17 protein-coding genes and 1 pseudogene are annotated in these 23,721 nt (G+C 67.5%); 2 read left to right on the top strand and 16 right to left on the bottom strand.

The window, feature by feature from the left end; all coding sequences use genetic code 11:
- Nucleotides 1-408: 408 nt before the first annotated feature.
- A complete protein-coding gene (locus ACYVF5_RS08585) occupies nt 409-684 on the top strand; it encodes a hypothetical protein (protein WP_460945263.1) in 276 nt (91 codons plus the stop codon).
- 76 nt (nt 685-760) lie between these two features.
- Nucleotides 761-2,267 (top strand): annotated as a pseudogene (locus ACYVF5_RS08580) (IS1634 family transposase).
- Between the two features lie 121 nt (nt 2,268-2,388).
- Here ACYVF5_RS08580 and ACYVF5_RS08575 read toward each other — a convergent pair.
- From ACYVF5_RS08575 to pstA, 16 genes are all read right to left on the bottom strand, one after another.
- Nucleotides 2,389-3,813: a tyrosine-type recombinase/integrase gene (locus ACYVF5_RS08575; RefSeq protein WP_460945261.1), complete on the bottom strand. Its 1,425-nt coding sequence runs from the start codon at nt 3,811-3,813 to the stop codon at nt 2,389-2,391.
- A gap of 361 nt (nt 3,814-4,174) precedes the next feature.
- Nucleotides 4,175-4,915: a sortase family protein gene (locus ACYVF5_RS08570; RefSeq protein WP_460945259.1), complete on the bottom strand. Its 741-nt coding sequence runs from the start codon at nt 4,913-4,915 to the stop codon at nt 4,175-4,177.
- On the bottom strand, nt 4,908-5,873 hold the full coding sequence (locus ACYVF5_RS08565) for a hypothetical protein (RefSeq protein WP_460945257.1): 966 nt from the start codon (nt 5,871-5,873) through the stop codon (nt 4,908-4,910). The genes ACYVF5_RS08570 and ACYVF5_RS08565 overlap by 8 nt, the downstream gene beginning before the upstream one ends.
- A gap of 1 nt (nt 5,874) precedes the next feature.
- The gene (locus tag ACYVF5_RS08560) at nt 5,875-6,930 is read right to left on the bottom strand and encodes a lytic transglycosylase domain-containing protein (RefSeq protein WP_460945255.1); all 1,056 of its coding nucleotides are present in this window, start codon (nt 6,928-6,930) and stop codon (nt 5,875-5,877) included.
- 215 nt (nt 6,931-7,145) lie between these two features.
- Complete coding sequence (locus ACYVF5_RS08555; protein WP_460945253.1) at nt 7,146-7,856, bottom strand: hypothetical protein; 711 nt, start codon at nt 7,854-7,856, stop codon at nt 7,146-7,148.
- Between the two features lie 257 nt (nt 7,857-8,113).
- Entirely contained in the window at nt 8,114-8,881 is a 768-nt protein-coding gene (locus tag ACYVF5_RS08550; RefSeq protein ID WP_460945251.1) for a lytic transglycosylase domain-containing protein, read from the bottom strand.
- A gap of 95 nt (nt 8,882-8,976) precedes the next feature.
- Nucleotides 8,977-10,785, bottom strand: coding sequence for a protein kinase domain-containing protein (locus ACYVF5_RS08545; protein WP_460945249.1), 1,809 nt, complete (start codon nt 10,783-10,785; stop codon nt 8,977-8,979).
- A gap of 52 nt (nt 10,786-10,837) precedes the next feature.
- A complete protein-coding gene (gene pstB / locus ACYVF5_RS08540) occupies nt 10,838-11,611 on the bottom strand; it encodes a phosphate ABC transporter ATP-binding protein PstB (RefSeq protein ID WP_460945333.1) in 774 nt (257 codons plus the stop codon).
- A 482-nt stretch (nt 11,612-12,093) separates the two neighbouring features.
- Nucleotides 12,094-13,101, bottom strand: coding sequence for a sortase (locus ACYVF5_RS08535; protein WP_460945247.1), 1,008 nt, complete (start codon nt 13,099-13,101; stop codon nt 12,094-12,096).
- Nucleotides 13,098-13,874, bottom strand: a complete 777-nt coding sequence (locus ACYVF5_RS08530; RefSeq protein ID WP_460945245.1) for a hypothetical protein — start codon at nt 13,872-13,874, stop codon at nt 13,098-13,100. Before ACYVF5_RS08530 ends, ACYVF5_RS08535 begins: the two co-directional genes overlap by 4 nt.
- Nucleotides 13,871-15,085: a COG1470 family protein gene (locus ACYVF5_RS08525; protein WP_460945243.1), complete on the bottom strand. Its 1,215-nt coding sequence runs from the start codon at nt 15,083-15,085 to the stop codon at nt 13,871-13,873. Before ACYVF5_RS08525 ends, ACYVF5_RS08530 begins: the two co-directional genes overlap by 4 nt.
- Before the next feature lie 143 nt (nt 15,086-15,228).
- Nucleotides 15,229-16,605: an Ig-like domain-containing protein gene (locus tag ACYVF5_RS08520; protein ID WP_460945241.1), complete on the bottom strand. Its 1,377-nt coding sequence runs from the start codon at nt 16,603-16,605 to the stop codon at nt 15,229-15,231.
- A 119-nt stretch (nt 16,606-16,724) separates the two neighbouring features.
- Nucleotides 16,725-17,888 carry a hypothetical protein gene (locus ACYVF5_RS08515; RefSeq protein ID WP_460945239.1) on the bottom strand — a complete coding sequence of 388 codons (1,164 nt, stop codon included), beginning with the start codon at nt 17,886-17,888 and terminating at the stop codon, nt 16,725-16,727.
- 150 nt (nt 17,889-18,038) lie between these two features.
- Nucleotides 18,039-20,627, bottom strand: coding sequence for a hypothetical protein (locus tag ACYVF5_RS08510; RefSeq protein ID WP_460945237.1), 2,589 nt, complete (start codon nt 20,625-20,627; stop codon nt 18,039-18,041).
- Between the two features lie 102 nt (nt 20,628-20,729).
- The gene (locus ACYVF5_RS08505) at nt 20,730-22,403 is read right to left on the bottom strand and encodes a phosphate ABC transporter substrate-binding protein PstS (protein WP_460945235.1); all 1,674 of its coding nucleotides are present in this window, start codon (nt 22,401-22,403) and stop codon (nt 20,730-20,732) included.
- On the bottom strand, nt 22,400-23,719 hold the full coding sequence (gene pstA, locus ACYVF5_RS08500) for a phosphate ABC transporter permease PstA (RefSeq protein ID WP_460945233.1): 1,320 nt from the start codon (nt 23,717-23,719) through the stop codon (nt 22,400-22,402). Before pstA ends, ACYVF5_RS08505 begins: the two co-directional genes overlap by 4 nt.
- Nucleotides 23,720-23,721: the final 2 nt, after the last annotated feature.

Here is a 23,721-nt window from a genome sequence, read left to right as displayed (position 1 = left end):
TGCTCCTCGCCGACGACCACACCGTCACCGTGATCCACCTCAACACCGGCGAAATCATCGCGACCAACACCCTCGACCCCACACCGACCTACTGGCGCAACAACGAAAAAGAGCCCGGCCGATGGCCGGACTCTCTCTCATAACTATCAACTATGTCGCGACTCAGATGTCATCTATGTCCCGACTCATCACATCGGTGGACCTAAGGGGACTCGAACCCCCGACCTTCTCACTGCGAACCTGGCCCGCCCATCGCTACCTGGCACCACTCGACAGCCATCAGCCTCACTCGTCCCGAGCGGCGGATCGTGGCCCGCTCACCGCTTCCGTCAGAGCTTTGGGACTGCGGCGCGCACCTGTCGTGAAGGGCATGAACAACACCCGCCCGATGATCTAAGGAGAAGCAACATGCGTTTCGACAATGATGAGGCTCGGCTCCACGCGGTGCGAGGATTCGCGTATCTCCTCGAGGACCGCGATCGCTGGGCGGAGTTCCTCACCGCAGCCGCACAGGAGGCCCCTGCACTCTGGAGCTTTCTGAAGTTCGCGACGGAGGCGTACGACCGGTTCTGGGAAAGTTTCAACGGCGCAGACGAGTTCGCACCAGAACAGATCGTCGCCGAGTTGCAGGCAGTGCTCACTCATACCTGGATCGTGTCACTTCGGTCCGTTTTCGTGACTTGATATTCGTTGTGCCTTGAGTTTCCGGGGTTCTTGGTGTCCGTGTGGGGCACTAATCGGGCGCTTCTAGACTGCCTCGGTGGGCTTGTTCGTGCGGAAGGTGAAGACTGCCTCGGGTGCGACGGCGGTGCAGATCGCGTCGAAGACGCGGGGCGTGCGCACGATCGTCGAGCACCTCGGCTCCGCGCACGATGATGCGCAGTTGGCGGTGCTGGTCGCGGTCGCCCGTGACCGCATCGCAGAGCTGCGCGGGCAGGGCGAGTTCGATCTCGACGTGCTCCTGCCCACGCCGGCTGCCACGGCGGCACCGATGGTCGCTGGCTCGCGTTCGCGCGTGCTCTGGGAAGTGCTGGAAGACGCGTATGCGGCGCTCGGCTTCGACGCCATCGACGATGAGACGTTCAAGCAGCTCGTGCTGGCGCGGGTGGTGGAGCCGACCTCGAAGGCGGACACGCTGCGCGTCTGGGCCGAGCTAGGCGTGCCGGACGCGCCCTCGCTGTCCACCATCTGGCGCACGCTCTCGCGCAGCATCACCCACGACTGGCGCGGCAGGGCCGCGGCGGTCGCCTATGCGCACGCCACCCGGGTGGGCGCGCTCACGTTGGTCCTCTACGACGTCACCACTCTCTATTTCGAGGCCGAGCACGAGGACCGGATCCGGAAAGTCGGCATGAGCAAAGAACGGCGCGTCGATCCGCAGATCCTGGTCGGCCTGCTCGTCGACGCCGGCGGCTTCCCACTCGAGATCCACGCCTTCCCCGGCAACAAGGGCGAGACCCTCACCCTGCTGCCGGTACTGGATGCCTTCCGCGCCCGCCACGCGGTCGAGGAGTTGGTCGTCGTCGCCGACGCCGGGATGCTCTCGGCCGCGAACCTGAACGCCGTCGAGGACGCCGGATTCAAGTTCATCGTCGGCTCCCGCACCTCCTCCGCCCCGCACTTCCAGCGGCACGGGAACGCGTTCGTCGACGGACAGATCATCGAAACGGTCCGCACGATGGGCGTCGGCGCGAAAGCGCGGAAGCGGCGGGTGGTCTGGCACTACTCGTTCAAACGAGACAAGCGCGACAACATCACGCTCAACAAGCAGATCGAACGCGCCGAACGCGTCGCCGACGGCACTCGGCCGACGAAGAAGGACCGGTTCGTCATGGTCGACGGGGAAGAGCGTCGGCGTGAACTGGACACAGATCGAGAAGGCCCGCACCTGGCAGGGCCTGAAGGGCTACGTCTCCAACATCCCCAAGGGCGTGCTCGACGGAGCGGGCGTGGTCGCCGCCTACCACGACCTGTTCCAGGTCGAGGCGTCGTTCCGGATGGCGAAGACCGACCTGCGCGCCAGACCGATGTTCGCCTCCACCGAGGACTCCATCCAGGCACACCTCACCGTCGTGTTCTGCTCCCTCGCCATCAGCCGCCACCTGCACGGGACGACCGGCGTCACCATCCGCCGCATCGTGCGCGCGCTCCGGCCCCTGCGCGACGTCGTGATCAGCATCGACGGACACCAGCTCACCGCCGAGACCCCAGCAGACGGGGAAGCCGCCGAGATCCTCGCCAAACTCAGGCCAGCCGCGGGGCACTAAAATGACACGATCCAGGTCATATGGCGAGTCCTGAGCGCTCCGAGCAGTAACAGCATCCGATCATCCGGTTGCTCTCCCTTATGGAGTTCTCCACCCTGAGCACAGCGATGGAGAGCAATCCTCACTCTTCCTTCGAGAAGACACGATCCAACATCTCCGCGGTAGCCGGATTCACCATCTCGTTGCGGCGGATGTAGTGCTGGATCGTGATCTTCGGGTCGGTGTGCCCTAGTAGTTCGGCAGCGAGGTCGACGCCGCCCTGCTCGTTGATCGCGGTCGCAACGGTCCGACGGAACATGTGCGGGGTGACGCCGGTGATCCCGGCGAGATCGAGAACGTGCCGGAGCTGACGGCGCACATTGTTCGTCGTCAGCGGCGTCCCCTCGCGGCTACAGAACAGCAACGCATCGAGCGATGAGTCTTCCAACCGGGTAAGCCTGCGCCGCACGGCCTCCGCCGTGAAGGACGGGATCGCGACGGTACGCCGCGACTTCGCGGTCTTCGGATGGTCCTGCCGCATCGTCGGCTCACCACGGTGGCTGACGATGGTCCCATTGATCCGAATCGACGGCGTCGCACTCGTGACGTCAACGTCGCGGCGTCGAATGGCAAGCACCTCTCCGATGCGTGCTGAGGTGCCGAGCACGACCTCGACGATCGCGCTGAGTTGCCCGTCAGGGCGCGGCCCCGACGCAGACCTTCCGGCCTCCCAATAAGCGATCGCGGCGCGGATCGCGTTCACCTCGGCAGGCGTCAGCGCGTTCGGTGTCGACGCGGGACGGCGAAGTCTAGAAACAAGGTCCATCGGGTTGCGTGGCAGTACCTCGTGCCGGACAGCGAGGCCGAGAGCGAGCCGGAGCACGACGCGGGCTTGCTTAGCCCGGTTACAGCTCTGTTTCGCGAGTTGCTTGAGGAAGTGATCACAGCGTGCGACGCCGATCTCACGCAGGGTGAGGCTCTCAAACACCGGTAGGACGAGCTTCTGCATGTTCCGTTCATACAGCTGAAAGGTGCGCTTGGAGAGCCGGCCTTCCAGTTCGAGGTCTTCGAGCCAGTAGGTGACGAGGTCCGGGAACGGGCTGTCTGGTGTGAGCGTTGATGCGGCGGGCTGGAACAGGCTCCGCTCGGCGAGCTTCGCTTTCAATGCCCGCTCCGCCTGTTTCCGGGTGTCGCCGGTCGCCTGCACGAGACGGTTCTTGCCATCCCAGTCGCGGTATCGGGCACGCGCGATACTCCGACCGTTCGGGCCGGTGAGGAACCCGATGTCGCCGAAAGTGTCGATCGTCAGTCGCTGCCGACTCATCGCGTCACTTCCCGTCCGAAGAACGGGCTGTTCCCCATCGCGCTGCTGCTCGACCCAGATGCGCACGTCGGAGACGGTGAACTTCAAGTGCTTGCCGAAGCGGTACGCGCGCGGGCCGAGGCCGCGGGTGCGCCAGTCGTAGACGGTCGAAACCGGCACACCCAAGTAGGTGGCCAGCTCGCCGACGTCGAGCAGGGGCTCCAGGCCCCAGGGATTGTCTGCGGTGCGGTGTTCGGCGCTCATGTCGAACAGGTGCGGAGCACACACCCACGATGATCGGGACCAACCGGAGTAGTCGCGAGCCTGCCGGAATGCAGCAGCTCGAGAGCGCCGCGGAGAGGTCAAAGAGATGGGTTTGTGATGACTGGATCAAACCTCACCAACGAAAAAGTCGCGGAAACCCGTGAGTTTCCGCGACTTTCTGGTCGGGCTGACAGGATTTGAACCTGCGACCCCCTGACCCCCAGTCAGGTGCGCTACCAAGCCACCCCACACCAAGTGGCGTTGACATTCAGCTACTCGCGCCCACAAGAGGGCTTAAGAAGGCCCATAAGGTCCTACCCCAGAGGGCGCGACCAACGCACACACGATCAGGACAGTGACGTTACGGCGCCCCCGCCTCCCCGCCAGACACCGCGACCAGCGTCACAAGCCGCAGCTTGGTGCTCCCGGTGTAGCAGGTCTGCAGAATGACGGATGCCTGCAGCCCCTCCGTCGCCTGGGCCGCGTTGTCCCCGGCGTGGGCATCGCGACTGCCCGTGACGGTGTAGGTGCCATCGAGCCCCGAACCGCTCAGATGCACGACATCACCCTCGCGCATGTCGAGCACCACATCTCCGCCACAGTGGTTGTGGCGCCCGACGATGGGCGCCACTGCACCGAGGTCCATACGCACCCACAGACACAGATCTACCTCGGCCTGGTGACCGGTCGTGTCTACTCCGATGTCGAACTCGCGGGGGCCCGTGCTCGGAAGATCAACGGGCGGAGCCGGATCCGCAGCCGGAGGCGCTTCGGCCGCCACCTCGACGGGGAGGTCAGCAGGCCCGGCCGGCGGTGGAGCATCCGCCGCTTCACCTGTGCCACCTGCCGAGGTGCCCGAAGCCGGCCCGCCAGGCGGAGCATCCGCGGTCGACTGCGCGGCAGGGTCCGCAGGTGGCGAAGCAGGCAACCGTGCCTCCTGCGTCTCCGCAGCCACAGACATCGACGATGCCTGTGAAGACGCCCACACGCCAGCACCGACCAGCAGCGAGACCACAACGAGCGTTACTCCCCCACGCACGCGCGAACGCCAGTCCTCGGCGCGATGGTAAGCACGAAACGGATCGCTCAGCTGCTCAGCCATTGTGCGCCCCCGGCTCCGCTCCGCCATTCGCGTCGCTCCCCGTGCGCTCTGTGCTCTCCGTGCGTTCTGTGCTCTCCGCATCGTCGGTGTCCGCATCGTCGTCGGCGCTCGCATCGCCGTCGGCGTGCGCATCGCCCGCGGCGCTCCCCGGCCACCCCACGCCGGCCGCACCCACCCATGCGCCACCAGTCGCATCCCCGCCAGCCTCACGGTTCTGGTTAACAAGCTTGCGGTAACGGTCATAACGGCGGATGTCGCGGATCGGCTTCGGCTTTCCCCTCGTCTTGATCGGTTCGTCATCACCGTCTGTCACGACCTCGATACTCCGCACGTCGACGAGGCCCGCCGGGTGGCGCCGGCTGATCCGCCACGCCGAGATCTCGTCGCTCTCGGCCAGCTCGGCGTGCTGAAGGGAGTCTCTGGCGCTCATCACGTTCCGAGTCCTCAGCCGGCCCGTCGAGAACCACTGCGAGGGGATCACCCGGGGAACACCGTCGAGTGCCATCAACCAGGCGAACGCCGGGGACTCAGAGCGCGTGAGCATGATGCTCACAAGCTCGTGGTGACGCTCGATCGACTCGAGCGCATCGGCTCGCGCACTGTCGGCGTTCCGAAAGTAACGAGCGCTGACGGCCACCCGCCGCCCGTTCGCGGCGACGATGCTCCAGATCAGCATCTGCTCGGCCCATGCGTCTGCTCGGCCGGGGCTGAACCGTGGTGCGTGCTGTGAGCGGGTATTCACACCCTCGACCCCCGCATGCCGCGCAGCGCTCAGGATGCTGCCGCACATCTCGCGCCAGTCCCTGAGCGCATGTGCGTCCGCCGGTGACAGGCTCGAGAGGGTGACCCGCGTCTTCGGCTGCGGCTGCGAGGTTCTGGTTTCGACGTCGGCTCTGGCTTCGGTTGTGGCGTCGGCTGCGGTTGCGGCTCCGGGGCCGGTGTGCTCGTGCTCGGACATCTCACTCCCTCGCGGCGGCATATCGGTTCGCGGTGGCGGCGATCTGATCGACGTAGCTGTCGAGATGGTTGTAGCTGAAGACGGCGGCGCGCCACCCGGCGGCATCCGTCATCGGCCCCGACTCGCACAGGTATCGCGCGGCGGCCAGGGCAGCATCGTCGATCTGGTTGGGGTCTGCGACACCGTCGGCGTTGCCATCGGCTCCCCAGCTCGCCCAGGTCGACGGGATGAACTGCATGGGCCCCACCGCGCGGTCCCAGACGGAGTCGCCGTCCCACTGCCCACCGTCGCTGTCTCCGATCGCCGCGAACCCGTTGCCGTCGAGTTGCGGACCGACGATCTGCTTGTCTGTGTGACCGGTGTCGTTCAACACGGCGCCGCCGTGCGTCGCGTGGCCCGACTCGGTGTCTCCGATCGCGGCCAGGGTGTTCCAGCCCAGTCCGCAGCCCGGGTTCTCTGCATCGATTGCCACGTCCGCGGCGGCATAGGCAGCCAGTGCCCGCGGCGGGATGCCGGTGCGCGCCGAGGTGCTTTCGACCCACTGCGGGTCGATCCGCGACACCGGCGCCCCACTCCCACCAGCAGGCTCTTCCGTCACCTCGTTCGCCGGCTCGCCCGTCTCGGGCAGCTCACCGCTGACGGATGCCTGTGGTTGCGACGCGACAGCACCGGCCGGCGACTGCCCGGCCGAGTAGTCGATCTGCGACAACCACACCAGCCAGCCGCCGACGATGAGCACGATCACGAGGCTCGGCCAGATCGGCATCGGCCCACGCGAGCGCTCGGTGCCGGCGTGTTCAGACGCCGACACCGGCCCGGGCACCTCGACCTCGTCTTCCATCTCTCGCTCCGCTCCGTTGTGCTGTCGCTCCCCTGCATCGTGCTGCGGCTCCCCCGCGTCGATTCGTCGCTCCGTCGATTCGTGCTGTCCCTCGCCCGTGTCGTGTGCGTGCGTAACCCGCACCGAGGCACCGATGGGTGTGTCCGCATCCGGGCCTCCCGGTGCTGCATGACGAGCTCTGCGCGGTGCTGCGTGGCGAGGCCGGCGGATGCTCATGGGCGGCTCCCTCTGAACGCGTCTCGGTTCGTACCCGGGTCGAGCATTGTGCGCATCAGAGAAAGATCACGATCGCAGCCACGGTGGCCACCGCGATCACGAACAGTCCGACGCCGGTCATCACGGTGCGCACGCTCGGGGCGACCGGTGGTCTCGAATCGGTTCTCTGTGTCATCGTCTCTTCCTTCCGCTGTGCTCCCCCTCGTTCTGGTCGGTCATCGCCGCATCAGCTTTCGCAGCTGTCTTGCCTGGCGGGGTGTGAAACCCGAGCGCAGCGCGAGTGCCCAGAGTTCTTCGTCGGCGAGCAGATGTCCGGGGTCGAGGGTGTCTCTGCTCACCGGTGCGCGGGAAGACGGCTCGGTCTGCCCGGCATGGTCGGCGATCTGGCCGGGGTGTTCGGATGGTGCGGCGCTTGTGATGCCGCCGGATATGAGCGTGCGAGCCGCGGAGCGCACCGGCCGCTCGGCCGCGGCAGAGGGCCGTGACGAGTCGTCTCCATAGACGCCACCGAGGGGGACGGCACCGTGCGCCCACAGCCACGCCGCCTGCCAGGCATGGTCGGCGGCATCTGGCCCAGACTCCAGAATCAGCCAGGTGATGCTCTGATCAGAGAACCGCCCGCCCCGCCCGAGCAGTTCGAGCGTGCGCAGTTCGGGCTGGGCCACCACGACCGATCGGCCGTGCCAGTCGTCCATCCGCCCGGGCTTTCGCGCATCCAGGATGGGAACGACGTCGAGAAGGGCGCGCAGGTGGATTGACATCGGTCCGTGCGCCGGCGGCAGCAGCATACCGAACACGGGTCTGTCCATCAGCCACTGCGTCGCGGTGAGCCATTGCAGGTCGGCCGCGCCGTCGTCGGCGAAGTGCGGCACCACCAAAACGTCGTTGGCGTTGTGCTCTCTCTCATACCGCTGGCGGATGCTCATGGAGCGGCTCCTTCCGGCTCGGTCTCGTTGCCGTTGCGGAATCGGTCACGCGTTTCAGACACGGGACGGTGCTGAGGCAAACGTCGATCAGCTGCATCCGCTGGCGCTGATGCTGCAGATTCCTGTCGGAAGGGCTGTTACTGAGGGGTTGGAGGCCGTGCTCGGCCTCCAGATACTGCCAGGAGGCGGCGAGAGTCCCCGGCACTGCGGGAAGCGCGGTGTGGGAGGTGAGGGGGTGATGGCTGTTCATGGCGTCGTTAGCCCGTGGCCCGTTGGGCATAGAGGTTGGCGGTGGTCGCGACATCGTCGACGTAGCTGTCGAGGTGGTTGTAGCTGAACACTGCGGCGCGCCAATCGGCGGTGGTGCTCATCGGTCCCGAATGGCAGAGGTAGCGTGCCGCAGCCAACGCGGCATCGTCGATCTGGTTGGGATCGGCCATGCCGTCGCCGTTTCCGTCAGCGCCCCACCGAGCCCAGGTGTCGGGTATGAACTGCAGAGGGCCGACAGCCCGGTCCCACAGGGTGTCGCCGTCCCAGGTTCCGCCGTCGGTGTCGCCGATCACCGCGGTGCCGTTGCCGTCGAGCGCAGGTCCGAGGATGCGGGGCGAGATCCAGCCGTCGTCGCCGAGGATGGCACCTCCATGACTGCCATGGCCGGACTCGATGTGGCCGATTCCAGCGAGGGTGGTCCAGCCGATGCCGCACGCGGGGTTCTCGTCGCCGATGCTCAGTTCAGCGGAGGCGTAGGCGGCGAGGGCACGTGAGGGGATGCCGGTGGCGGCTGTCGTCTCGGCGAGCCAGGCCGTGTCGATCCTGTGCAGCGGAGCGGGTTCCGGGCCGCCGGGCACGTCAGTCGGGTCGGCGAATGCCCCGACTTGTTGCGAATCAGTGGCTGCGAGCGTGCCCGGGTCAAGCGACGGCGGGAGTTTTTGGGCCGCGGCTGATGCGAGGTTAAGGGCGTTCCCGACCAGCAGCGCTACACAGATCGTGAGGATGATGCCGGGCAGCGGGAGGAGGATGCGCATAGCTCGGTGCCACCCGTGGCCCTCCCTCGGACCCGATACGTCCTGTCCCTGCGCGGCGAGGAGGTCATCCTCGGGCGCACGGTAAGTCACGCCGTTCACGACTCGTCCTCGGATGCCGGTGGGTCGGTTGGCCCGGGGGTGGCCGGCGGCGTGGATGGCTGAGTCGGCGGAGCGGCGGGGGGCGAGCCATCGGCCAGCCGGAGCACGACTTCGCTTGCGAGCACGGCGAGTCCAGGTGCTGCTGGCTGGCTGGACAGGACCTGGCCGGCGGGTGCCGGGTCGGCGACGAAGAACACGCTCGCACGGAATCCAGCCTGGTGGAGTGCTTCGATGGCGGCGTCCTGACCCATTCCCGTGACGTCGGGAATGTGATTGCTCCCGGACGCGAGGATCAGGGTGATGGTATCTCCGATGCTGAGCGGTTGCCCGCTCGCAGGGTTCGAACCGAGCACGGTATCGGCGGGATGTGGAGACGGTTCACGGGCGATGTGCACGTCGTATCCGGCCTCGCGGAGGATGCGTTCGGCATCCGCGGCATCCGCTCCGAACTCGGGGATGGCAGGAGCGTCGACCCGCACAGGCTCGATGATGCTCGGCTCGGGTTCGTGTTCCGGCCCGGGCGCGGAGACGCTCGGGGACGGTGTCACGGAGGGTGTGGGCTCGGCGACGACGCCGGTCTCGCCCGCCCGTGACGCTGCGACCACGCCGACCGTGATCATGACCGCGATCACAACGGTTCCGAGGATCCAACCGGCGCCACGCGTGTCTCGCGCCTTGATCGCTGCCGTGCCGACGGCCTGCGCCGCATCCGCGGGTTCGCGGTCGAGGTAAGCGGCCACCCGCCGGGAGGTCATGTTAGGCGCGGCGGCGAAGGCGACGGTCGCTGCCGTCCGTGAGACACGATCGGTGCCGGATCCCGACGATGCCGCCAAGATCTCGGTTCCCTCCCATTCCGACGTCTCCGAGCCGGTGACGGCACGGAGCACTGTCTCGGTCGCTGAGCGCATCGCAGCGGCGTCTGCGTAGCGGCCCCGTGCTGTCTTCGACATGGCCGTCGCCACGAGTCGGTCCACGGCGACCGGAACGTCTTCACGGCTTGCCGAGGGAATCGGCGGTGGAGCTGAGACGTGGGCTTCGAGCACCTGTTCGACGGTGCGCCGCGTGTACGGCGGGCGTCCGGTGAGCAGAAAGTACAGCACCGCACCGACCTGGTATACGTCGCCCCGGGTGCCGACCGGAAGACCCTGGGCGTGTTCGGGTGAGAGGTAACGGGCGCTGCCGACGATCAGACCCGCGTCGGTTTCCGTGCCCGGGTCCGGCTGGGTGGTGGCCGACTGGCCGGTGTGTGCCACCAGACCGAGGTCGATCAGCCTGACCGTGGGTCCGGTGCCGTCGGGGTCGTCGTTGACGACGATGTTCGCCGGTGTGAGGTCGCGGTGCACGAGCCCGAGACTGTGCAGCGCGTCGAGCGCGTCCAGCACGTCGGCGATCACCCGGAGAGCGTCGCTCGGGTCGAGCGGGCCGAAGGTGGCGACCACGTCGGCGAGGCTGCGCCCGGGCGCGTAGGGCATGGCCAGCCAGGGCACAAGCAGGCCGCCTGCGTCGTGGTGGCCGAGATCGAGGGGCGCGCACAGGGCCGGATGCGCAATGCCGCGGGTGAGCTCGGCGGTGGTGAGGAACGCGGTCGCCTGAGTCTCGTCCTCAGCGAGGTGTTCGTGCATGAGTTTCACGGCGAGCGGCGCGGCGATGGCTGTGCGTCTGGATTCCGCGTCGCCCGATCGCGCGCGCGTGTCCACCGCGCGGAAGACCGTAGCGGTGCCGCCTACCCCGAGAAGCTCGCCGAGGCGGTACCGGTCGCCGACGAGCAGCTCCCGTACACCTCCGCCGTCCGCTTCGCCGGTCATGACCCGTCGGTCCGGTCTCGGTGCGCCGCGCCGCGGCCGTCCCTACCACTGGTCATCCGAACACTCCGTTGACGTAGTCGTGGGTCCGCTCGTCCTGAGGGCGGTTGAACATCGCTTCGGTGTCGCCGTGCTCCACGATCACACCCGGCGTTCCCTGTGAGGCGAGGAAGAACGCGCACTGCTGAGACACGCGCTGCGCCTGCTGCATGTTGTGGGTGACGATGACGATCGTCACCTCCTTCTGAAGCTCGCTCATGGTCTCTTCGATCACGCGCGTGGAGGTGGGATCCAGGGCCGAGCAAGGCTCGTCCATGAGAAGGATCTTCGGCTTGACCGCGAGAGACCGGGCAATGCACAGGCGCTGCTGCTGACCACCCGAGAGCCCACCGCCCGGTGCACGCAGGCGATCCTTGACCTCCTTCCACAGTCCCGCGGAGCTGAGGCAACGTTCCACGGTCTCGTCCTTCTCAGAGCGTGAGGCGCGCACGCCGGTGAGCTTGAGTCCGGCGATGACGTTGTCATAGATGGACATCGCGGGGAACGGGTTGGGCTTCTGGAACACCATGCCGATGTGCCGCCGCGCGTCGGTGAGCTTCTTCGAGACGTCGTAGATGTCCTCCCCATCGATGCGTACCTCACCGGCGAGCTTCGCAGAGGGCACCAGTTCGTGCATGCGGTTCAGGATGCGCAGGAATGTGGATTTGCCACACCCGGACGGCCCGATCAGCGCCGTGACCTCGCCCGCTTCCATACGCAGCGACACCCGGTCGAGCACCTTATGGGTGCCGAACCAGGCCGAGATGTCCGTCGCTTCCAGTGTCGCCAGCGGTCCCGTTGTCACGGTGCCAAGCGGTGCAGCGCCTGTGTCGTTGACCGCCACGGAGCTGGCGGTTGCGAACGCGGCCTCGGGGGATGCCACCGGCAGTACCTCGGTGCGTTCATCTGGGTTCGAATCCCGGCCGATGCGCCCCCGACCGCCCTGTACCCGGGGCAGGAGTCTGGTGCGGAGGAAACTGAACCGCGACGACGGTGGCGAGACCGATGCCAGCCCATCAGCCGAGCCCCCGGCGTGCGGTCCCTCGTCGCTGCGTGTGACCATAGCCACGGCGGCGTCTGAGCCGAGGTCGCTCTCAGCGACAAGGAACTCTGCTTCTTCGGCGCGCTGGGCGCCGATGCGCTCGGACTCTGTGCGCTGGGTTTCAGCGTGCTCGGCCTCAGTTGCGGGGCCGAGCTTCTCGGCGGCTTTCGGGTCTGTCGCGATTGTGTTATCGGTCATAGGGTTCTGCGGTCTCTCATTTGGCTGTGTGGTCATAGCAGGTTGGGGAGGAGGTTGGCGGCGGCGTCGGCCGTGGACATGGCGCAGATCACGATGAGCGGGCCCCCCGCGATCCAGGTCTGCCATCGGCCCCAATGCCGCCACGCCCAGAGCGTGGCGGCGCCCGCGGCGGTCAGAAGCAGCAGCATGAGCACGGCGTAGCTCCAGTCGCCGAAGTCGGCGCCCATCGCGACCTCGCCCTGCGGCAGGGCCTTTGAGGTGAAGACCCTGCCGGGGGTTTCCTGCACGTCGGTGACGAGGGCGGCATCGAGATACAGCGCCCCGGCGGGGAACAGAGCGAGCCCGTTCGCGGTGACCAGTTCCAGCCGGCCTCCGTCGGTGAGCGGGGCCGGCAGGGGGTCGCCGTCGCGACGCATCCCGAACACCTCGAAGGTGTTGGCGCCCTGGCCCGTGGTGACGACGATCTCGTCGCCGGGAACCAGCTGCCCCAGATCGCCGAAGGGGCCGCCATAGGTGGACTGACGCCCCATCACGACCGAGGTGCCCGCCTGTCCTGGCAGGACGGTGTCGCGGCGGTGCCCGGGGCCCTCTCGCAGAGCCTCGGCCGTGGTGCCTTCGACGATCACCTCGCGCAGGCCGAGTCGGGGGATCTCGAGCAGGGCGACGGGAGTGCCGACAGGCACGAGCATTTCATCGATGCCGAGTTGCGCCACGGGTGTCTCGGCCATGGCGAGTGTTTCCCGCAGCTCGCCGTAGGCGAGGGACTGGGCACGGTCGTGCTGCAGGCCGCTGATGAGGGTCAAGTGCAGAATGAAGCCGACGACGAACGCCGAGAGCGTGAGCCATGACACCCCGACCCACCAGGCCGAGTTGCGCACGATCGGGGCGGTGGGGCGCGCGGCGGGCCGTGCGATCGGCTTCGGTCCGCGTGGGGGGCGCGGCGGCCCACCTGGCACCGGCGAGGCGGGAGCAGGCACGTCCAGCGCGGGCGCGGCCTCTTCGCGCCGGATCGTCTCTTCGGGAGGAGCGAGCGTCGTCATGCGCCCGCCAGTCTGCGCACGGGGGCCCGCTCCCGCCCGCGCAGCCAGAGGAACCAGAGCAGGGCGCCCATCAGCGCGGCCAGTCCCAGACCTCCGCCCCACCACATCCACAGGGATGAATCGGCCGAGACCCAGGCACCGGCGTCAGAGACGACGGTGAACTCTACGTTCTGCACCTTTTCGGACGCCCAGCCGGTGAGCTCGGCTGTATGCACTCCGGTCTCCATGTCCTTCGGCACCCGGAACGGAGCGACCACGACGCCGTCGTCCCCGGCGGGGTAGCTGGCGACCACGACCGGCTCGGAGTACAGCACGAGTTGCACCTGCTCGCCCGGCTGGAACCCGGTGCCCGTCACCGTCACCTCGTCGTCCCGGTGCGGGCGTGGGTCGTCGATCCGCGCCGAGTCGGCACCGTCGACCGGCGCGTCGCCCGGCGTGGGTGCCACAGGCTCCCCGTCAGGAGCAGATTCCGGCGTCGCGTCGGTGCCCGCGCCGTTCCCGCCATCACTGGGGGGCGGAAGCGGTCTGCTCTGCGGTGGCTCCTCGATCGGCGGTACGTCTGTCGGCGCTCCGACCGGGGGGTCATTGGCTGGCGGGCTGGTGGGCGGTGGTTCGCTCGGTGGTGTGCTCGGCTCGGGGATCACGATCCCGATCGGTGTGTCAAGCTCGCCCTCGTCGTCGGCGTGGGCCGCCATCGGCGCCGCCAGGCCGAGTAGCGCGACGATGATTGTCGCCGCGATGAGCCGTCCGGGTCGTCCTCGTGTTCCTGTCATGATGTGATTTCCTCTCGGATGGCGTCAGCGCGGGGAGCGCCGGATGCGGGGCGGGGGTCGATCGACTGCGTAGCGAGGGCCTCGTCTCGGGCCTTCCTTTCGATCTGGTCGAAGGTGGCGGCCAGGCGCACGGCCCGGTGCCGACGCCAGCGGATGAGCAGCCAGATCGCCGCCGCAAGCACGGCTGCCGCGGCGAGCAGCAGCCACGGGATAGCCCATGCGATCGCGCTGGCCGAGACGGTCTCCACGGCTTCGCCGGTGCTCGATGTGGGCACCAGCTCCACCGTCGCGGTGTTGACGAACAGCGCGGCGACGCTCGGCAATTCGACCGGCACACGCACGCTCTGGCCGGGCAGCAGGTCTTCGACGGGGTCGAGCTCGACTCGCGCGAGCTCGATGCCGAACGGACCGGTCAGCCGAACGACCTGCGCCGTGTCGAGGCGCAGGTTGCCGTTGTTGGTGACGGCGTAGTCCACGGATGCGGTGCCGGTGAAGGGGTTCCATCCGGAGTCGAAGGATGCGACCAGCCCCGACACCTGCACGGAGGGAGCAAGCTCGCCGTCGACCCGCAGGTGCACTCGCGAGCCGACGCGCTGTTCGACGATGACGGTCTGCCCGTCGGCACCCGCCGTGACCCGCTGCACCTGGGCCATGATGCCCGCGGTGTGGTCGCCGGGGCTGGCGTTTGAGGGCACGGCGATCGTGAACGGAACCTCGGCACGAGAGTTGCCGGGCAGTTCTATGTGCACGACGCCATCCTCAATGAGGCAGGTCATCTGGCCGGGTTCGGGCACCTCGGGGCAGGCGACCGCGGCGTCGGCGGCCACGGTCAGCCACCGGCCGAGGTCGATGTTGTCTTGAGGCCCCGAGACGACGGAGAAACCGCCCTGCTCGTAGTCATTGATGCCGTCTGCGGCGTACACGTTGAACAGCACCGGGCCAGGTGAGAGGTTCGTGATCGAGACGAGATCGCTCACGGTCGAGCCGGCGGCCACCTGATACTCGAAGAATGATCGCCCATCGGGCCCGCCGACCCCACCGGGCTGCACCGCCCAGGTTGTGTCGTCAGCCGCGGCGGGGCTCGCCACGGCGAGGCCGAGCAGGCCGGACAACGCGAGAACGGTGGCAAGGGCACCGGCCGGGGCGCGGCGCGACCCCGCCGCGCGATGAGGGAATCGCGCGGCGGGCAACAAGCGGGAGGGGAATGTCATCGGGCTTCGTTCTGTCAGGGAAAACCAGGTCAACGCCGGTCTGGTGAGGAGTCGACCGTTCGGGTGACGGTCGTGAAGGGCAAGAGATAGGACGTTTGGGGGCCGCACGGGCACGCGGCCCCCAAACAGACGGGCCGGTGAGGCTAGGAGATCAGCGTCAGCGTCAGCGTCGTCCTGTAGTTGCCGGCCTGGACGCCTGCCTTCGGGGCACTGAACCTCAGCGCCGCCTCAACCTGCGCGGTCGCGGTAGTGCCCGCCGCGGCATAGCCGTCCACCGCGGAGGCGAGTGGGCGGTCCACGGCAAGTCCGTCACCTTTTCCGGTACCAGGCTGCACCGCGTTACCCTTGGCGACGCCAGGAGGCAGGGTGCCCACCGGCGCCGGGGTCCAGCCGAGCACGTTCGCGCCGATGTCGGTCAGCCCGTCGGCCTCAAACGGGCTGACTTTGCCGTTCACCGTCCACCGCGACTTCGTCTCACGGCTGTCGGTGATCGTCACCGCGCTCAGCGACCCGTCGGCGTCGAACGTGGACGCCGACTCGGTCGCCGTTGCGAGAGTTGCCGTGTCTGCACCCGAGAACGCGAGCGTGCCTGGGCCGCCCTGCGGGATCTGCACGGTGATCTCTGTGGTGATCGGCTCGACCGGCTCCGCCACAGTGGTGACCACAAATTTGTTCGAGCTCGAGCCCTCGTACGCCGTGTCGCCTGCGTAGCTCGCGGTGAAGGTGTATTCGGTGCCCGCGGTGAGCACGTCAGTGCTGAACTGTGCGACGCCGTTCGTGACCGTACCCGTTCCGCTGATGCCGCCCGGGGTTCCGGTGAACGTCACCTGCCCGGTCGCTCCGGTCGCGGCGGAGCCGTCAGCCTTCACTGTCGCGGACAGCTGTACGGCACCGGTCGACAGTGCCGTGCCACCGAGCTCGAGGGTGGTGTCGGTCTTCTCGACGGGATCGCTCTCCTTGACCGTCCAGTTCGTGCCATCACTCACCAGGCGGATCGAGAAGTAGGGCGAATCGCCAATGGGCTGAGTTCCGGCGGCGAAGCCGGGATCGCAGGTGACAACGAAGTCGAATTCACCGGTATAGCCGGCGCCCAGTGCACTGAAGTTGGTGAAGAGCTGATTGACGCCGGTTCCTGTGGGCAGTGGCGCGGTCGGGGTGAGGTGGAGCGGTTCGCCGTCCATTCCCCATCCGGTCGTGAGGGCTCCCGATAGTGTGTGGCGGTAGGCGGAGGCGGCAATCGCTTCTTCGCCGGTGGCTGAGACCACTTTGTTGCGGGATCCCTCCGTGTCCGCCGGGCACGTCGCGTCGCTGGAGATCGAGCCGCCCGTTTTGAACCAGTCGCCGTTTGCCATGGCTCCGGTCGTGGGAGTGAGGATGAGGTCGCCGATTTTGTTGGCGGGGTTGAGTGCGGCGGCGGAGGCTGGCGATGCAGCCACGAGTGTGCCGAACCCAACGAGAGCAGCGACTCCAAGTGTGGTGAGAATTCTGACGGGGCGTCGTCTGACTAGGGTGTGATTCATACGGGCATACGCTTTCTTGTCGGGTGGCGGGACAAAGTGTGCAGTTGGGGGTGGTGCCGGGGAGCGCCATAGAGAACGCTCCCCGGCACCGTCGACTCAAGGCAGAGTCAACGTGGACCTCACGGGAAGGTCAGCCCGCCGGTGAGGGTCGTGCTGCCCGCGTTCGGGTGTGTAGCGAAGCCGAACAGGTTGATCAGCGACTGTCCGCCGTAGGTCGCGGTGTACAGCCCCGCGCCCGATCCGACGAAGGCGTTGTTGATCGCGACCTGATAGGGCTGCGCGGTCTTGCCGATGTCGTTCGTGTCGACGACGTTGTACACCGAGCGCGTGATCGGGAAGTTGGGGTTCAGGTTCCCACCGATCGTGGCCGGCACGCCGTTGACGTTGCCGAGCGCGGCGTTCCAGCGACGGTCGATCACTGTAACTCCGGCGACCGACCCGGGCTGCCCGTTCTGCCCGCTCGCGCCAGCGTTGCTCTGCGTGACCCACTGGGCGATCGAGAAGGGCGCGATTGCACCAGGAACCTGCGCGGTCACACGGCCGTTGTGCTCCTGCACGTCAACCGTCGCACCACCGGGCGCGATGAAGGTATCGCTTACCGCACTGCCGAATGTGCCGCCCATCTGAGTCTGCCAGAACGAGCGAGTTCCGGAACCGGCCTGGGGGATGAACGGGACGATGTCAGCGCCGGAGCCCTGCACTCCGACCGTGTAGGTGGTCCCGTTGTGGACATACGAGGCGCCTGCCGAAGACGTCGTGTAGATCGCGCGGAGGCTGAGCTGACCGGTCGGTGCTGTGAGCGGGATGTCCTGCAGGTTCGCGATCGCGCCGTCGGTCGCGTACGTGACGGCGTCGGTCCCGAACGGGATGTAGGTCAGACCCGAGCCTGCTGCGGGACCGCTGGACGAACGCGCGAACGCGATCTGGTTCTTCGTGAGCGGCGTCGGCGTCGTGGTGCCTGCCACGACGCTGTTGCCCCAGACGAGCTGCGGGCTGCGGCTCGCGGCGCTGAGCGCCTGAACGCCCTGGCCGGAGCCGTTGGGCCGGTCGAAGGTCACACCGTTGATCGTGAGCCGTGCGGGCGCGCCTGTCGCGTCCCACGATCCGATCGTTCCGCCGGATTGGGTGGCGAAGGCGTTCATCACGTCCTGCGTGGTGTCGCTGCCTTCGCCGTTGGCGGTGCCGGCCACGTTGGCCGAGGCCGGGAGGCTGGCGCTCAGGACGAGCGCGCCGGTCGCGATCACCGCGACGCCGAATGCGCTCAGTTTCTTCAAAATGGACATTTCTCTACTTTCTTGCTACTTTGTACCCTTGGTTTGTCCGGTTGGACGGCCTGCCCCCTGCGCGGCTCTTCTGGTTCGTGCAGGGGGCTCCTGATTTTTTCCGCCGGGCACAGTGGCGGTCAGGGGTTCTTAGGGCGCGGTCAGGAGAGATCAACTCTGCATCCCCCGTCTGCGCAACAGCATCGGTCCCATCGCGGCGCCGCTCGCGCCGAGCAGCAGGCCCCCGCCGAGGATGGTGAGGCCGATCGGCGTCGCGGCGGAGCCTTCGGTGGCGGTTGCTTCGACGTCGACCTCGCTACCGGGGCCGTCAATGCTGATGCCGGTCTCGCCGGACTTGCCGGTGACGTCGTCGAGTGGCTGGTCGGCCGTGCCGCCTGGCCCACCGGCGCCGTCCGGCGCCCCGACGTCATAGCCTCCGCCGTCGGGGACGTCTTCCTCCACAGGATCCACGTACTCGCGGATTGTTTGAACCGCCGCAGCCGCCTGGTCCCGGAGCGCCGCACTCAGAGGCGCGTAGCCGGGGGGCAGCTCACCCGGACCACGGCCTGGTTCCTGTCCGGTAGTGCTCGCGAATTCGATGAGGTCGGCGTAATCGGTGCGGGCCGCGGCATCCGTCGTGGTGAGGTTCACGGCCGCGTAGGTGACCGTCGTCAGGGGGAATGCGTCATCGGGCAGCTTGGCGAAGTCGGTGTGGGTGACATCGGGCTCCTCGGTGGGCGTCTGGGCAGCGAGCGCTGCGCTCAGCGACGATTCGGTGGGCTCGGCGAACACGCCGGGCCGGTTGGGTAGCTGCAGTGCGGCCGCACTCAACCCGTATCGCTCGAGGAACGCGCTATCAGTGACACCCGCGAGGTACCCGACGCTCGCATCGCCGGAGTAAGTCGTGACGTAGTCGCCGCGTTCCCCGTTCGCCTGAACAGCGGTGGGATCCCATGTGGTCTTCATGTTCTTGTTGAGCCGTTGAATATTCGCGGCCGCGTCAGCGAACGAGTTCACTGGGGGGTTGTACTGGACCGTCTCGAACCGGCGAGTCTGGCTGATCTTTCCGTTCAGACGGAGCGGAGCCTGAGTCTGGTCGGCGCGGGGAAAGTCGTTCAACGGCGCGTCGCACAGGCAGAGCGGGCTGCCGTCGTCATAAGTCAGGCCGACCGCCCGCTGTCGATCGCCGGACTTGCGTCGTAGAACCAGATTGCCCGCCTCGTCAGTGATCTCCTCCATCTCAGCGACGTGCGCGTCAGGGTGTCCCTTGGGCAGGTAATAGGGATTGATCGTCGCCGTGCCGGTCTCGTCCGGTTCGCCGGCGAGGAAGGCGCGGGCGGCGTCGTCGGCCTGAATCCACCGCCAGAGCTGGGCGGCCGCGTCGGAGCCGCTCAGCACGAGCACGAGGCCAGGTGCAGACGTGCCCATCCCGGCCCAGTGGCTGTCGGGGTTGATGGCCTGGAACTCCGGGTCCTCCCAGAGATCTTCGCTACCCCGGTTGTGCCAGCTCGCCGGTCCCTCCCCTACCTGCCACGGGATGTACTGTTGATACGACTGAGTGAGCATCTTCGCGACCAGGCGGGGGGTGAGTTTCATTCCCTCGATGCGTCCGTCCTCGCGGCTCACCCCGTAGAACGCGATCACGGGAGCAGAGACGGCGACCGGTGCGTAGACGATCTTCGTCTCGTCGAGCACGGTCGGGTCGACGCCAGCGCTCAGCTCGGCTGCCTTCACCGGCGCGCCGGTGAAGGCGAGGCCGGCTTGCCCGACGACGAGCTGCTCCCGAGCCACCGGATCGGGCACGTTGTTGTAGCTATATGTCGCCCCGCCTTGGCACACGAGCGGTTGCCATGAGCTCATCGCAGCCTGGATGAGGGGGGAGCCGACCGTGCGTCGTTCCGCAGAACCCGGCGGGCAGGTGCCTGCCGTCGGCTGGAAGTCCAACGGCACGACGATCCGGTTCTCCCAGTAGCCGCATGCGGGATTGACTGGCGAACCATACTGCATCTTGCCGCGGGCTGAGGACGTTTCGACGTAGTAGTCTGTGGGACAATCTGGGGTTGAGGCTCCGGTGTGTTCACCGCGCGGGACGATGACGAGCCAACAGCGGTTACCCGTCGTACTGGCATCGCCGCAGCCGAGATGGGGCGCGCTGTCGGCGGTCTGGACCGCGAACGGGAACCTCGTTGTACCGTCGCTCGTGACGCGCGAGCCGCCTACCTCGTTTGTAGTCGCGGGCCCGAACTCGCGCTGGTACGGATACTGATTCCCTCCGGTTCCCTTCGACGACAGAGTCTCGCCGTAGGCAGTGCGAAACGGCACGTCCGCGCTATTCGCCGATGTATGACTGCGGGTCCAATTGTTGACCGGAAGCGCCCCCATAAGTGTGGTCTGTGCCGTACCACCCCACTGGCATGTTTCGTAGAAGAGCGGGTCAGCCGGGTCTCCCCAGCACTGCATGGCCTGCACAAAGTTGTAGGCGGTGGCGAAGCCATCGTTGGTGGCTACGCCCGTCGCGCCCGGCATTCCGTTCACATCGACAACCACGACCTGGTCTACGAGGTCCGAGGTCTGTGAAACCTGCACCGTGACGTTCTCGAAATCTTGATAGTGGATGCTCTTGGTGTCACGTGCGGGCTGGAACTGCGCGGCCGGCCCGGTATCGCCCTGCCAACTCACCGTGATCGCGGAGTCGGTGGTCTCGCTGGCGGCGTGCGCCGGCGGTGTCGCAGTGCCAACGCCGAGGATCCCCGCGGCCATGAGCACCGCACCGGCGAGCGCGAGCGCTCGAATGGTCCGCCGATGCGCGCGACCGCGGGCAGGGCCAGGAGAGGAGTGGGCGAGAGACAACGGGGTGGCCTTTCAGTGCGTGGGAGGGGAGCTGCCGCCGGCGCGGCCCGTGAGGGCGCCGCGGCGGAGGCGGGAGAGGAATGGGGGGACGAGGAAGGCGACGATGAGCAGGAGGCCGCCGGCGATCATGAGGACGTTGATCGGGATGCCGTCGGCGGAGATCGCGGTGGGGCTGCCCGCGACGATCACGGGGGCACCGTCGTCTGCGGCGAGGTCGCCGTCGAGGACATCAGTGCCGCTGCCTCCGGAGCCGTCGCCACCGGACGCTCCGGAGCCGTCGCCACCGGATCCGGATCCTCCGGAGCTGTTGCCTCCGGAGCCGTTTCCGCCGTTTCCGCCAGAGCTATCCGTTTCCTGTTCGCGAAGGCCGCCTGTGCCCGTGGTGCACTGGGTGGGGCCGCGCTTGTCGCAGGCCTGCGGCTGCGGGGCGGTCTGGGCGAGGCGGTTGCCGCCGTCGGGTGAGAAGGTCGGGTTGTTGCAGGCGCTGATGCCCTGAATGGTCGGGTTGCCGCCGGGGATCTTCTGGATCTGCGCCTGCCCGGCCTCCACGAGGTTGATCGGCAGCGGCGAGTAACCGAGCTGCTCGGCCTGCTGCTGACCTTCGCAGAGGAAGTAGGCCGCGAAGTCGGCGAGGGTGAGGCCCTTGTTGAGGCTGAAGTTGCTGCCCGGTCCTGACGCGGGGATGTCGGTCGGGAGGATCATGTAGGAGTAGCTCGACAGCGGATACGCTCGGGGGTCGGGGTTGGTGAAGACGCCGTCGAGTTGCTGCGTGAGGTAGTCGGGGCTTGACTGATCCTCGTTGATGCCTGCCCCGAGCAGCCCCACAGCCACGTTCTGTGCCGTCGGTTCGGTGTAATAGTCCGCCGCGTTGAGCACCTTCGCGACCGGGAAGCGGGAGTTGAGCGCGTAGGAGTACTCGACGTAGGTGATCGCGCCCGCGGCGTGGGCCTGGGCGACGAAGCCGGACACGCCCTCAGAGCCGTTCTTGCCTTGGAAGCGGCTGCCTGGTGGGATCGGGTAGTTGGAGGTGATGCCGCAGTTGGCCTTGCCGATCCTGTTGCAGAAGTCCTGCCACAGCCCCCCGTGCTGGCTGCGCATCCAGGTGCTGAACTGGGCGCTGGTGCCCGAGCCATCGGATCGCACCACCGGGATGATGGGGATCGATGGCAGTGTGAGGCCAGGATTGTCGGCGGCGATCTCGGGGTTATCCCAGCTGGTGATCACGTTCGTGAAGATCTTCGTGATCACCTCGCCCGAGAGACGCAGGTTGGTCACCCGCTTGCCGCCGATGACGAGGTTGTACATGAATGCCGTGCCGCCGGCGACGATCGGCATGTACGCGAGCGGACGCGACGGGCGCGGGTCAACGGCATCGGAGCCGGTCAAGGCGTAGGGGATCTCGGAGACGCCGAAGTCGACGCTGCCGTTCGCGAACAGCTGGCGGCCCTTTGACGAGCCCTGCTTGTCGAAGGTGACGCGCCACTTGTAGTTGTTCCACACGTTGGACACCCACTGGTCGATTGCGTTCGACGACCACGTCGACCCAGCGCCCGAGACAGGGGCGTGCACGGTCCCGGGCTCGGCCTGAGCCGCGGGGGCATTCACCGCAACACTGCCCGAGATGAGGAGCGCCATTCCGGCGAACGCGGCGACCCCGCGGACGATGCGTCGGTAGGTGGCGCTCATGCCCGGCTTCCTTTCCGTGTGTGCTCGTCGATGGAGATTGCGTCGCCGGCACCGTTGCGGAGCATGGCGTCGATGCGTGCCGCGTCGCCACGGGAGCGGCGTAAGCGTGCGCGCGCCTGGCGCCCGCTGAGCTGCCCCGGGGCCTTACCGCCGATGATCCGTGCGACCGCGAACAGAATCAGTACCACGGCCATCAGCACGGCTGCCGTGCCGAAGCCGCGCGCAACCATGCTCGGCTCGGGGCTCTTGACAAAGTTGAACACCGCCAGCGGCAGCGACACCATCGCCCCCTCGAATGGGTTGAAGTTGAAGAACTGGGTGTAACCGGCGGTGAGAAGCACGGGGCTGGTCTCGCCGATACCGCGTGCCGTGCCGAGGATGATCGCGGTCGTGAGACCGGACCGCACCGTGGGCAGGATGACGTGCCACACGGTGCGCCACTGCCCTGCGCCGAGCGCGAGACCTGCCTCTTTGAGGTTGCCGGGCACGAGCCGCAGCACCACATCAGCGGCTCTGATGACGATCGGCAGCATCATGACCGTGATCGCGAGCGCCGCGGCGAAGCCAGAGCGGTCGAACCCGAGGATGAGGCAGACCGTGGCGTAGATGAACAGACCCGCGACGATCGAGGGAAGAGCGGTCATCGCCTCCACGACCGTCCGCACGAGCTGGCTGAGGCGGCCAGGGATCTCGCTGAGGAACACCGCGCAGGTCAGGCCGAGCGGGATCGAGATCGCGAGCGCGATGCCGATCTGGATGAGTGTACCGACGATGGCGTGGCCCACTCCGCCGACGCTGAGAGGGTCGAGCGGCCCGGCGCTCGACATGTCCTGCGTGTAGAGGCTGGCATTCGGCAGCGCCTCGGCACCCCGCGCGATCGTGAAGATCACGACGACAGCCAGCGCGAACAGCAGAACGAAGCCGAGCGAGTGCACGGCTATGCTGGCGAGCCGGTCGCGGATCGCCGGACCGGAGTCACTCAGGCTCACCAGCAGTGCGTAGGCGATGACGAACACGACGTAGCTGATCAGCAGGAACGGCAGCACTCCCGCGAGCGGCATGCTTTGCGTGAAGAGGAAGATCGCCACCGAGACGCCGGTGGTTGCCGCGCCCGCGAGGGCGAGCACGTCGTTGCGGCGCACCGTGGCGGTCGAGCGGTAGACCTCGGGGGGAAGGTCGGCGTCGGGCCGGCGAGACGGCACATGCGTGCTGGGTGTCGCGGCGGCCTGCTCGCGCCGCAACCGTCGCTCGGCCGGCGCCGCGGACCGGGTCGGCCGATCGGGTTGCGTGGTGGAGGGCAGGAATGTGCTCGTCATTG

The organism is Okibacterium endophyticum (genome assembly GCF_054780075.1).
This window is presented reverse-complemented; position numbering and strand designations above follow the sequence as displayed.